Raw genomic sequence first — 12,291 nt, 5'->3', positions numbered from 1 at the left:
AGAATGGAAAGCAATATCCATTGCCTTCCATTCTTATAATCATATTTATTCTCTTAAACTATTTCGCATTTTGTCAAGTGCTTGCCGATACACCCACCTCACTTGATAATAGGTCATTTCCATCTCGCTAGCGATCTCTCCCATCGTCTTCCCTACAAAAAAACGTTCGAAAATAATATACTTCTCCTTCTCATCTAATACACTCATAAAATCCTTTGCTCTCATTTCAATATCTTCAACATGGAAGATATCCTCATATTCCCCTACACATACACACTTTTCTTGCACTGCAAATTCTTTCTTCAATCTTTCTAATATATAACCACGCACAGTTATAACTGCATATGCAGGAAAACTTCCCTTCTCCGCATCATACCTTTCATACGCATGCCAAAGACCAATTAAACCACATTGATAATACTCTTCATGATCTTGATAAATACCTAACTTCTTTATTTGATTTACAATCATTCCTTCATACAAAACAACTGTCTCTGTAAAAGTCGTTGGCTTCACACAGTACCTGTTTCTAAAAGGTATACCTCTTTGTTATTCCGCCGGTACCTTCACAATATAAAAATAAAGAAGCGATTTCACTGTGAGTAATTTCAAATACTACCACCGAAATTTGAAATTACACGAAGTAGAATTTGAAATTCTGCTGGTCTTATTTGAAATAAGGGTAAAAATAAAAAAGGTGACTCTTGGGAGAGTCACCTTTTAGTCCAATCATATTATACCGGCAAACCAGGTAAAAACTTTGCCATCAATACAACAATCGCAGCTAAGAATACCGCCTTAATAATGAATAAAACGATAATTGGAATAGCTGCTTTCACTTTACTTAATCCTGCTGTAACTTGTAATCCTAACCAAATTAAAACTAAATTCCATAAATAGAACACTTCAATTGAATTAGCGATGCCATATACAAGTGAGCCTTTCTCAAATAACGGACCTAAACTTGTATACGCAGTTGGTGCAGCACCTAAAATTAAAGCTATAATACCATTAATGAGTCCACCAATAATAACAATAATATCCGCGTATACAATAATCATTACTATTTTTTTATAAGAAGTATCATTCCCGTAAAACATCATAAACACTTTATAAATAGCTGCAACAACTAATGTTGCAATCATAACACCTACTATTCCCCATATCGTACTAGAAATTACATTTGATACAAGCGAGCCCTGCTCTGCAAGTGCACCACCTAATTTCTTTTGCATTTCAATCATCTCAGGTGATGTATACGTAATATACGAATTTAAACCACCCACAAGTCCTTGTAATAGCGCCACTATGAAGAACATACCCCAAACTTTCTCAGTCGTCTTCATTCTCTCAAACTGTAAACCAGGAGAAGTAATCATTCCAAACAATGATGGCTTCTCTCCACCAGCTTTTTGCGTATTCACATTAGCTTCCATTATAACGCCTCCTTCTATTTATATAACCCGTTCTAACGGGCGGTTCACTTCCTCAACATAGAGGCTACGAACCGCCCACTAGAACGGTAATGTGTAGTAGAGAGCTCCCTCTCTATTACACTACTAACTTATTCATAACGTAATGCTTCAATTGGATCTAATTTCGCAGCTTTATTTGCTGGAATTAATCCGAAAATAATACCGAGTGTCATCGAGAATAATACGCCACCAACGACAACTTCCCATGAAACGAGCGGTGGCCATTTCGCAAATGTGGAAACGATATATGCCCCGCCATATCCAAGACCAATTCCGATCAAACCACCTAGAAGCGTTAACATAACTGCTTCAATTAAAAACTGTAATAAAATTTTACTACGTGTTGCCCCAAGCGCTTTACGTATCCCAATTTCACGCGTACGCTCCGTTACAGATACGAGCATAATGTTCATAACACCAATACCACCAACGACTAATGAAATACCCGCAATACCACCGATAATCATCGTCATAATACCAGTTACTTTAGAAACATTTTCTTGGAATTCTTTTAAATTCACTAGTTCATATTTACCTGGAATTTCACTTGGCTTACGACTATTTAATACATCAACAGCTTGTTTCCCAGCTGCTTCTAAATCGTCTACATTTTTAGCTTGAATTGCGATATTTTGAATATCATCTGTTCCGAATAAAACAGGCCATAATGTAAGGGGGATTAACGCTTCTTCCATTTCAAATCCCATAAACTCATTATCAGATGTATACACACCGACAATCTGCATCGGTTGTCCTTTCATCTCAATAATTTGCCCAACTGGGTTTACGTCCTTAAATAACGTCTTTTCTGTTTTTGTACTAATCATCACAACGTTATTTGCATGAGAAATATCTGATTCATTTAAAGTACGTCCCTTTACGACCTTTACTTTATTAACCGCAAAATATTCATTATCAAGACCAATAACATTCAGATTTGCTTTTTTATCATTTACATCTAGTATCTCTGTCGTCGAATTTGTCGTAATAACATGTGAAACATCTTTCACTTGTTTTACTTCTAAAATATCCTCTTCCGTTAACTTCGGTATTTCAAATCCGCCTATAGCAAACTCATCATTCATATCTGGTTTAAATTGAATTGGCATAAGGTTATTACCACCAGAACCTGCGAATTTCGACTTCAGCATCGCTTCCCCGCCTTGCCCAATCGCAACGACAGTAATAATAGAACCAACGCCGATAATAATACCGAGCATCGTAAGAGCTGAACGCAGTTTATGAGCTAAAATAGAAGATAGGGCAATTTTTATACTATCTAGTAAACTCATACCGCACACCTTCTATCTTCTGTAATTTTCCCGTCTCGCAGTACAATGCGGCGGGAAGAATACGCTGCTACTTCCTCTTCATGCGTAACCATAACAATTGTTGTACCTTCTGCATTAAGCTTCGTGAAAATATCCATAACTTGCTCACCAGACTTCGTATCAAGCGCGCCTGTAGGCTCATCGGCCATAATGAACGTTGGATTATTCGCAATCGACCTTGCAATCGCTACACGCTGCTTCTGTCCACCTGATAACTCATTCGGTAAATGGTGAACCCTATCTGACAAACCGACTTTACTAAGCGCTTCCAGAGCCCTTTGACGACGCTCTGCTTTCTTCACCCCACCATATACGAGCGGAAGTTCAACATTTTCTACTGCTGAAAGACGCGGCAGCAAATTAAAGTGCTGAAACACAAAACCGATATATTCATTACGAATTAAAGCAAGCTTTGACTCGTCTGCTGTTAAGATATTCACATCATTCAGCATATATTCGCCTTCTGTTGGACGATCTAAACAACCGATAATATTCATAAGCGTTGATTTACCAGAACCAGACGGTCCCATAATCGAAACGAACTCACCGCTTTGAATCGTTACACTAATATCATGTAAGATTGGCACTGCCAACTTTCCTTGATAATACGTTTTAGCAATATTATTTAACGTAATCATTTCTCTTTCACTTCCATTCCGTCATACACGTCGTCGGAAGGATTTTTAACCACCTTTTGCCCCACTTTTGCGCCTTCAACAATCTCTGTCCAATCTCCATCAGTAGAACCTTTTTTCACATTTTGTTTACGAAGCTTCCCTTTCTCTTCAATATAAACAAATGCATCATCAGCTTTTTCTACAATACTCTTAGTTGGAACAGCAATCATCGTCTTATTCTCTAAATTTACTTGCAATGAAACATGATAACCTGGAGATAAACCATCTTGACTATCAAGACTTGCTTTATATGTATATTGGGACATATTTTGAGTCGCTTCACCCATACCACCAGCTTGAGCCATCTCTGCACTCGTTGGGAATTCACTTACCTCTGTAATTTTACCTGTCCACTTCTTCTTATTATTTGCTTTCGCAGTTACAGTAAATGTTTGATCTGATTGAATTTGTGACTTTTGAAGCTCAGTTAACGTCCCTTGAATTTGGAATGGTTCTTTAGACGCCACTTGTAAAAATGCTTTCCCTTGACCACCTAACGCTTGAGATGAACTTTGCGCCGCATCTTTATCTAACTTTTGAACGACACCAGTAAAGTTACTATAAATCGTAAGCTCTTTCTGCTTTTTACTTAACTCTTCTTTCTGCAACTTCCCTTTTTCCTTCTCAAGATCAGTTGTCTTTTGCGCCATCTCTAACTCACTTACTTGCTCGTCCATCGGATCTGTTACTTCTTTCCCAGCTCCGCTATCCTTTGCCTTCTTAATTTCTTTCTTCAACGAATCAATTTTCTTCTTTCCTTGATCATAACGCATATCCGCCATCTTCTGATCAAGCTCAGCTTGCTTCATTTGTAAATTAATCTCTTCATTATCATAAGAGAATAGCTTCGCACCTTTTTCTACTTCTTGTCCTTCTTTTACCTCAATATCTTTCACTTTTCCTTTAGTTGGATCTGCATAAAAACTTTCAATATTCCCAGGCTTCACCTGACCAGAAATTAACTTCGTATTATTAAGCTTTCGCTCCGTTACCTTCTCAAAGCTCACAGCATCAGCCGTTGTTGCCCCCTTCTTCTTGCCTTGCATAATAAAAATATTAACTGCTGCTACAATAACAATTAGTGCAATAACCCCGATAATAATCCATTTCTTCTTCTTGTTTGGAGTACGAACCGTATTTGGTACCATATTCTCTCTCCCTTTATAACTTAATAGTTTAATATAAAAATTGTATAAAACTTTCTGAAAACAAATTACATATTATTACATTCTTTTTACAAAGTTTTACACATCCATTTATATTGTAACAAAAATTCCAATGATTAGAAATATGACATCTTGTCTTTTAAGATAGATTTAAGGAAAGGTTATATTAATATAAGAAAAGCCATTCCTTATTAATAAACTCCTTACCAAGATAAATTATTAAAATCATTTTCCTAATTGCACCATTATCATTTTTGTCACATATATTTGACATTTCATTTATTCAATTATAAAATGTCATATATAAATGACATTTCTAATGCACGAGGTCTACAATTATTAATAGGAGGTTTATATTTGAATAACGTTAAACAATATCGAAAATCTGAAGGTCTATCGCAGCTAGAATTAGCTAAAAAAGTTAATGTAGCGAGACAGACAATAAACTTAATTGAAAACAATAAATATAACCCCTCTTTAGCCTTATGTATCGAATTAGCAAAAGCACTAAAAACAGATTTAAACAGTCTATTTTGGGAGGGAGATTAAATGATGAAAATTGAATGGAAAGAAAGAGTTTATAATAATTTTGTTGGAACAATGAGTGAGAGAGATGAATATCAAAAACAAGAAATCAATAAAGAATTATCTGTAGCTGGAATTGGTTTATGGTGGTTAAATATGTTGGTAATGCTTATTATGTTACTTGTTGATACTATGAACCACACAATATCTATAGGAACTATATTAGTTTTTCTATCTAATATGATTTATGCTAATTATTTAACATTTAAGCTTAAGAAAAAAGGTTTAAATGAGACTGAATGTGCAACAAAAGAAGAGTATTTGCAACATAAGAAAAAATTAAGAAAAGCGGGCTTAAAAGCAGGTGTACTTTGGGGCTTTCAAATGTTTGTTTTTATGAATTATATCCTTCCCTATGTAGGTTCAGAAGAAATCTCTATTTCTTTATTTGATGTTGGGCTTTGGAGTTGCGGCGGTATATTTTTCGGTGTAACTATGTACATGATTGGTTTATTAAACCTAAAAAAATTATACTAATTAACAAAAATCACTTACACATAAAACTGCAATTTTACATACTTTTTATTTTTGCTAATATAAAAGCTATCCAATATAACAACTGGATAGCTTTTCAGACAAAATATTACGCAACTTTAGAAGCTTTTCTCTCATGTCCCATTTGAACAATCAGTAAGAATATCGTTGCTAATACGCCACCTGCTAACAGTAACATGAAGCAACCATCCCAGCCAGAACGATCAACAATGATACCAATTGCTGCGTTTGCTATGAAACTTCCTCCAACATAACCGAACAGACCACACATACCAACTGTCGTACCTACTGCAAATTTCGGTACTAATTCCATCGCACTTAAACCAATTAAGAACTGTGGTACATAAATTAAACAACCGATAATAGAAACTGCAACACTCACAACAATAATATTAGTTGCCTGCCAATAGACGATTGTTCCAACAACAACCCCAGCCATACTCATAACACATAATGGCATACGTTTTCCTTTGAATAATTTATCGCTTAAGAGGCCGACAATTAAAGAACTTGGAATCGCTGCTGTTTCAAATATTGAATACGCAAAATGCGCTTCTGTTTTTGTAAAACCTTTCACTGTTGTTAAGTAAATTGGTACCCAGTTAATAACACCGAAACGAATTAAGTAAACAAATGCATTCGCAATACATAAAAACCAAACAAATTTATTTTTCACTACATATTTCATTAAAATTTCTTTTGGTGACATCTTATTAGCATTATCTGCTTTTTCAAGATCTTCATAGTCATTACGATATTCATCAATTGGCGGAAGACCTTCAGATTCTGGCGTATCCTTCGCATTAATCCATACTAGAACTGCAATTACCATAGCGATTATCGCTGGGAAAATAAATACGCCGCCTTGCCAATGGCTTTCACCGAAAATACCTACACCAATTCCAATGAATGGTGGAACAAGTAGTGCACCAACGTTATGTGAAATATTCCAAAGACCTGTTTTCGTGCCACGTTCTTTCTTTGAAAACCATTTCGTCATAACAATACTACAAGGTGGTGCTCCCATACCTTGTACAATACCGTTTAGAACAAGTAATGTTAAAATCATCCCAAAGGAAGATGCATAACCGAAACAAATATTAACAAGCCCAGATAAAAATAAACCTACTGCAATAAATCGTTGAGCAAATGCTTTATCCGATAAATTACCCATAAAGAATTTACTAAGTCCGTAAACAACAGCCATTACTGCGCCTAATAATCCAATTTGTGTCGTGCTAAATCCGAACTCATCTACTAAATATGTAGTAGATAAATTAAAGTTACTACGAACTAAATAATAAGCAGCATACCCAACTGAAATTCCCATCAATACACGAATACGTAATAATTTGTATACTCGATCAATCATATCCGCTGGCAATCTCTCAATTGCAGGTGCTGGCTTGAGCCATTTAAACATATATTTTGTCTCCTTTTCTCACTTCTGAGAGAGACGCTGTCTATTCCATATCTCGATTATTCCGCTATTTGATATATTTTGGTTCGTTCTTCTAACCGGCTGTCCTTCTATTTCTTTCTCGTTCTTCGCAAACATCGTTGGTACGCCAAACGAAACTTTTTCTAAAATGTGACCCGCTTCTTCTGATAAACAATAATCAATAAATAAATCCGCAATAATACCATTCGGTGCACGTTTTAGTTTCGAAATCGCATTAACAGATAAACCTGTTTGCTCAGGTACAATACTTACAATTGGAAAGCCTCGTTTTTGAAGCATTCTCTGATCTCCCATGAAATTGATGCCTATCATATACTCACCGCTCGCAACAAGCTCTACTGGTATGTAACCATTCACCGTTACTTCACCAACTTGCCCTGCAAGGTTCTTCACATATTCCTTCGCTTCCACTTCACCTAAAGTATCAATAAGTGATTGAAAAAACGTATATGCTGTTCCTGAGACATTTGGATCTGGCATTACAATCTTTCCCTTATATACTGGATTTAATAAATCTTGCCACCTTGATGGATAAGGAAGTCCGAGCGGTGCTATTTCTTCATTCCACCGCTCTTTATTGATCGCAATTGCCAGCTTCTCCACTTCATAACCGTACCAATAACCGTCTTTATCTTTAACAGTTTTTGAAATACGGTTCGCATGCTGACTCGTAACAGGAATAGATAGATTTTTTTGCTTCATCATTTGATGCGCGTCTACCGTACCGCCAATAATAATATCCGCTTTCGGATTTCCAGCTTCCTCTTCTACCCTCCGAAGAAGCTCTTCTGTCGAAAGACGAATAAATTCATACGTACAGCCGCGTGGTTTACAAAATGATGATAGCAAAGCTTCACCAACTTCCTCGCGGGCTGCTACATACGCAACAAGATGACGATCATCCAAAACAGGGAGACCACTTTTATTATATTTAATAGAGGTTGTATCTCGAGAGCAACTAGACATCGCTCCTCCAATTACTAGCAAAAAGAAGAAAAAGGCTATCTTTCTCATGACACATTCTCCTTTACAAATAAATTTGCGAGGGAGCTTTTCATATACATAACATTCCCGTTATTATCGCCGAGATATTGCACAACAAAGTACGATGGATACACAGAAATAGTAAGAATGTCTTCTCGCTCATTCTTTATACGCTTCCCTGTTTTATAAGCGGTAATATAAGCAATCGGTTCATTCTGTGATTGTAATAATTTCTGTATTTCTCCGTAATCTGTAATTTGCTTTGCGTACCGAATCGAATCAAGTATGTGCGTAAGATTCATCGCACGTTCTACATCACCTTGGCGTACTATGACATCCTGTGCTGACGCAAAAAAATCACTAATACGTTCTGGTGTGTAATACAGGCTTAACAAATACGTTTGAAATGCTGAAATCATTGGGTCCGTACCATTCTTTCCGTACATATCAGCCCCGTACTGGAACAAGTCACCTACTGCAAAAGTACGTTTATGTCCATTCAAGTACGTTACTTCTCCAGTAAATACTTGTTCTTGATTATTAGCTTCTCTCGGTTCTATTTGAATTCGGTCAAAGAATGAAACAATCGTATGCAAACGAACTTCATCCGTTATAACAATTTCTCCCCACTTTTCATGCCTAACTTTCATTTCAGTAGGCAGGGATTCATTCACTCTTTGTAAAACAGTTTGTTTGTCATTCACTATTGTGATTCGATTATATATTTGCTTCTCCATCACATAGAACAAAATAAGAGAAACGATTATACAAAGGACAAACATAAGAATTTGAAATGATAGCCTTTTCATTTCTGCCTACCTCCAAGATAAAAAAACGTTGTTTCGAAAATACCGCATAATTGTTTCATAAATGTATCATTTAACCGCTTTCAAGTTTTTTATGTCTTCCATCCGTCTCGGAAGCAAGAATGTAATAAATATTGTAGTGCCTATTTCTTCACTACTCTCAATTCGCATACTTCCGCCCTGCTTATTCATAATCTCCTGACAAATATACAAACCGTAACCATTCCCGTAACTAGAAGGAAGCACTTTCCCTTCTGGCGATTCATTCCACTCTGCAAGTACACTGTCATCTATACCAATACCATCATCATGAACAAAAACCTTTGCCTCACGTTCATTTACAATTACATTCATACGAATTTGCGTAGCATCGCTATATTTTATCGCATTATCAAGTACGTTTAGGAAGATCTGTTTCGTCTTATCGAAATCTGCAACAACATGTACATCTGTTAACTCATTTATCACTTCAATCTCGAATTTCTGCAGGCGAGGTTTCACAATTGAAACTGCTTCTTCTGCTAATTCCTTTATGTTCACAACTGTAGGTGATACTTCAAACGTACTCGTCCCGTACTTTGAAGACTTAAGTAATTCCTCTACAAGTGATAATAAACGCTCACTCTCTACAGCCACATATCGCAGGCTCTCTTTTACATCTTCCTTCGCCTTTAACTTCGGAATTAAATCCACATAGCCAATAATCGCCGTTAACGGTGTTTTTAACTCATGCGTAATGCGGTCTAAGAAATCTTTCTGCTTCTCTTTCTCCTCTTTCAATTGCTTAATATGCAGTTCAATTCCATCAGCCATCGCATTAAAAGATGCTGAAAGCTGAGCAATTTCCACATATTCATTTAGCTCAATCTTGCTTTTATAATCCCCATTCGCAAGCCGCCTTGCCATTTGTCTTAACTGATCAATCGGCTTATGAAGAGACTTCGCCAAACGAATTGCAAAGAAAATACCTGCAGCTACTAGACAAAGAGACGTCATTAAAAACGTCCAACCAACATTTGTTAAAACTTCCTTCTCACCCGTTAACTCATTTATAAAACGAACACTTCCGATGACATCGTTTCCATAATAAACTGGGCTTGAAAACAAAAGAATTGGAGCTGGATCTCCCTCTTCAAAAACATAAGACTTCTTCCCCTTCAAAGAGCTCTCAATATCAATGTTCCGATGAAGAAGTGCTCCCTTTTGCGTATCCGCAACAACATCTCCATTCTTCCCAATCATCTGTACACGTACATCCATGCGCTTTGCTAAATACGAAGCAATTAAAAGTGAATTCGGACCGAGTGTCTCCACCTCTGCTTCCTTCTCTAAATAATTCATCGTATAAATTTGTGCTTCTACACTTAACTTTTCTAAAGAATTTGCCGCGTTATGATACATATTCTTTTCTAACGTAATATAAACAACTGCGTACAAAAGAACAAAAATCGGGATTAACAGTCCCACTATTCCAAACACCATATTCCTTTTTAAAGACATACCATCACCACTTAACAATCTAGTTTATAGCCAACGCCATAAATCGTCTTAATATATTCCCCGCTATTCCCTAGCTTCTTCCGCAGTCTTTGCACCATAATATCAACCGCTCTCGTATTTCCGATATACTCAAACCCCCATACTTTCTCAAGTAACTCATCTCTCATAAATACACGCTGCGGATTTGAAACAAACAACTGACATAAATTAAACTCTCGGTACGTTAACTGAATTTCTTGTCCACTAACATGTACCTTTCTTTCCTTAGGACAAATCGTTATCTCTCCTGCTCCAATTACTTCATGACTTACCGTTACCTCTGCCTTCTTCACACGCCGCGTCATATTCTTAATCCGAAGAATAAGCTCGGCATAATTAAATGGCTTCGTCACATAATCATCCGCACCAAGCTGCAGACCAAGCAATTTATCATTCATCTGACTCTTTGCAGTTAACATGAGCACTGGAATATCCCTATTCTTCTCACGGAACAAGCGAAGCAACTCATACCCATCTGTATCTGGAAGCATAACATCCAAAATCAGTACATCCGGTCCTTCATTCCATTTCTCTAAAGCTTCTCTTCCATCAGCCGCCGTGAGCACTTCATATCCTTCCATCTCCAACTGCATCCGAATCAAATTACGAATACTCGATTCATCATCAACTACAAGTATTTTCATTATTCTCCTCCTTCCATCCCGTATTATAGTACAGTTTAGTATAGCAAAAATCCTATAAAAAAAGAGAGGGTATTGTCGAACATATGTTGAACGACGATACCCTCTCTTTCACTTATTATATTTTATTTAGCATACCCATTAGGTTGCTTCTGATGCCAATTCCAAGCATGCTCAATGATTGTTTTCACATTTACATACTGAGGATCCCATCCTAACTTCTCTTTCGCCTTCTGAGAAGAAGCAACTAAACGTGCTGGATCTCCTGCACGACGTGGTGCTACCTCAGCTGGAATTTCATGATTTGTAACTTCACGAACTGCATCAACGATTTCTTTCACGCTGAAACCATTACCATTTCCTAAGTTATAGAAATCACTCTCTCCGCCGTTCTGTAGGTCTTTAAGCCCTAAGAAGTGAGCTGCCACTAAATCTTCAACATGAATATAATCACGGATACAAGTACCATCTGGTGTATTATAATCCTCACCAAACATCATAATCTTCTCACGTTGCCCTAACGCCACTTGCAGCACAAGAGGAATTAAATGCGTCTCTGGACGGTGATCTTCCCCAATAATACCATTTGGAGTTGCACCAGCCACGTTAAAGTATCTGAAAATCTTATAACGTAAATTAGAAGCTTGGCTATACCAATGAAGCATCTTCTCGATTGCTAACTTCGTCTCTCCATATGTATTCGTTGGATTTGTCATCGTTTCCTCAGTAATAAGGTCTACATCTACCTCACCATACGTTGCCGCAGTAGAAGAGAAAATAAACTTATCTACCTTAAACTCATCCATTACCTCTAATAAGCAAAGTGCACCATACACATTGTTATTGTAATATTGAAGAGGCTTCTCCATACTAACTCCAACTAAAGAATCAGCTGCGAAATGCATAACCGCCTCAATACTCTCTTGTTTAAAAACATCTCTTAAAAATGCTTTATCACGAAGATCTCCATTATAAAACTTCGCACCTTCCGTAATTGCATCCTCATGACCAGTTTGTAAGTTATCTACTACTACTACAGATAAACCTTCGTCTACTAATTTTTTCACAGCGTGAGAACCGATATAACCAGCTCCGCCGCAGATTAGAATTGAGTTCATTGTCGTCCTCCT

The 12,291-nt window shown here is 36.9% G+C and carries 13 protein-coding genes; 2 read left to right on the top strand and 11 right to left on the bottom strand.

The features are described 5' to 3' along the window. Nucleotides 1-45: 45 nt before the first annotated feature. The 5 genes from QEP67_RS01175 to QEP67_RS01155 all read right to left on the bottom strand — a co-directional run bounded on the left by QEP67_RS01175 (nucleotide 46) and on the right by QEP67_RS01155 (nucleotide 4,631). Nucleotides 46-516, bottom strand: a complete 471-nt coding sequence (locus QEP67_RS01175; protein WP_048566686.1) for a sigma-70 family RNA polymerase sigma factor — start codon at nucleotides 514-516, stop codon at nucleotides 46-48. Between the two features lie 218 nt (nucleotides 517-734). After that, on the bottom strand, nucleotides 735-1,436 hold the full coding sequence (locus QEP67_RS01170; RefSeq protein ID WP_353706500.1) for a Yip1 family protein: 702 nt from the start codon (nucleotides 1,434-1,436) through the stop codon (nucleotides 735-737). A 128-nt stretch (nucleotides 1,437-1,564) separates the two neighbouring features. Continuing rightward, nucleotides 1,565-2,767 carry an ABC transporter permease gene (locus QEP67_RS01165; protein WP_000054368.1) on the bottom strand — a complete coding sequence of 401 codons (1,203 nt, stop codon included), beginning with the start codon at nucleotides 2,765-2,767 and terminating at the stop codon, nucleotides 1,565-1,567. Beyond that, nucleotides 2,764-3,444: an ABC transporter ATP-binding protein gene (locus QEP67_RS01160; RefSeq protein ID WP_048566688.1), complete on the bottom strand. Its 681-nt coding sequence runs from the start codon at nucleotides 3,442-3,444 to the stop codon at nucleotides 2,764-2,766. Before QEP67_RS01160 ends, QEP67_RS01165 begins: the two co-directional genes overlap by 4 nt. Further along, nucleotides 3,441-4,631, bottom strand: a complete 1,191-nt coding sequence (locus QEP67_RS01155; protein ID WP_064057297.1) for a biotin/lipoyl-binding protein — start codon at nucleotides 4,629-4,631, stop codon at nucleotides 3,441-3,443. The genes QEP67_RS01160 and QEP67_RS01155 overlap by 4 nt, the downstream gene beginning before the upstream one ends. Before the next feature lie 375 nt (nucleotides 4,632-5,006). Here QEP67_RS01155 and QEP67_RS01150 point away from each other — a divergent pair, with 375 nt between their 5' ends. Both QEP67_RS01150 and QEP67_RS01145 read left to right on the top strand, forming a co-directional pair. Then, nucleotides 5,007-5,198 carry a helix-turn-helix transcriptional regulator gene (locus tag QEP67_RS01150; protein WP_001067016.1) on the top strand — a complete coding sequence of 64 codons (192 nt, stop codon included), beginning with the start codon at nucleotides 5,007-5,009 and terminating at the stop codon, nucleotides 5,196-5,198. Further along, nucleotides 5,199-5,711, top strand: a complete 513-nt coding sequence (locus tag QEP67_RS01145) for a DUF3278 domain-containing protein (protein ID WP_048560327.1) — start codon at nucleotides 5,199-5,201, stop codon at nucleotides 5,709-5,711. Between the two features lie 106 nt (nucleotides 5,712-5,817). Here QEP67_RS01145 and QEP67_RS01140 read toward each other — a convergent pair whose 3' ends face one another. From QEP67_RS01140 to galE, 6 genes are all read right to left on the bottom strand, one after another. Continuing rightward, nucleotides 5,818-7,152, bottom strand: coding sequence for an MFS transporter (locus QEP67_RS01140; RefSeq protein WP_048566690.1), 1,335 nt, complete (start codon nucleotides 7,150-7,152; stop codon nucleotides 5,818-5,820). Nucleotides 7,153-7,170: 18 nt separating this feature from the next. Next, nucleotides 7,171-8,205: an ABC transporter substrate-binding protein gene (locus QEP67_RS01135; RefSeq protein ID WP_064057295.1), complete on the bottom strand. Its 1,035-nt coding sequence runs from the start codon at nucleotides 8,203-8,205 to the stop codon at nucleotides 7,171-7,173. Next, on the bottom strand, nucleotides 8,202-8,984 hold the full coding sequence (locus tag QEP67_RS01130) for a DUF3919 family protein (RefSeq protein ID WP_048566692.1): 783 nt from the start codon (nucleotides 8,982-8,984) through the stop codon (nucleotides 8,202-8,204). The genes QEP67_RS01135 and QEP67_RS01130 overlap by 4 nt, the downstream gene beginning before the upstream one ends. A 66-nt stretch (nucleotides 8,985-9,050) precedes the next feature. Further along, a complete protein-coding gene (locus QEP67_RS01125) occupies nucleotides 9,051-10,481 on the bottom strand; it encodes a HAMP domain-containing sensor histidine kinase (protein WP_064057294.1) in 1,431 nt (476 codons plus the stop codon). Between the two features lie 11 nt (nucleotides 10,482-10,492). Then, complete coding sequence (locus QEP67_RS01120) at nucleotides 10,493-11,164, bottom strand: response regulator transcription factor (protein WP_000699565.1); 672 nt, start codon at nucleotides 11,162-11,164, stop codon at nucleotides 10,493-10,495. A 122-nt stretch (nucleotides 11,165-11,286) separates the two neighbouring features. Beyond that, entirely contained in the window at nucleotides 11,287-12,279 is a 993-nt protein-coding gene (galE, locus tag QEP67_RS01115; RefSeq protein WP_088123773.1) for a UDP-glucose 4-epimerase GalE, read from the bottom strand. Nucleotides 12,280-12,291 lie beyond the last annotated feature (12 nt).

Origin of the sequence: Bacillus cereus group sp. MS39 (genome assembly GCF_040448665.1) — a bacterium.
Taxonomy (GTDB): domain Bacteria; phylum Bacillota; class Bacilli; order Bacillales; family Bacillaceae_G; genus Bacillus_A; species Bacillus_A wiedmannii.
Note: the sequence above shows the minus strand (reverse complement) of the source record. Positions and strands in the feature narration are given on the sequence as shown.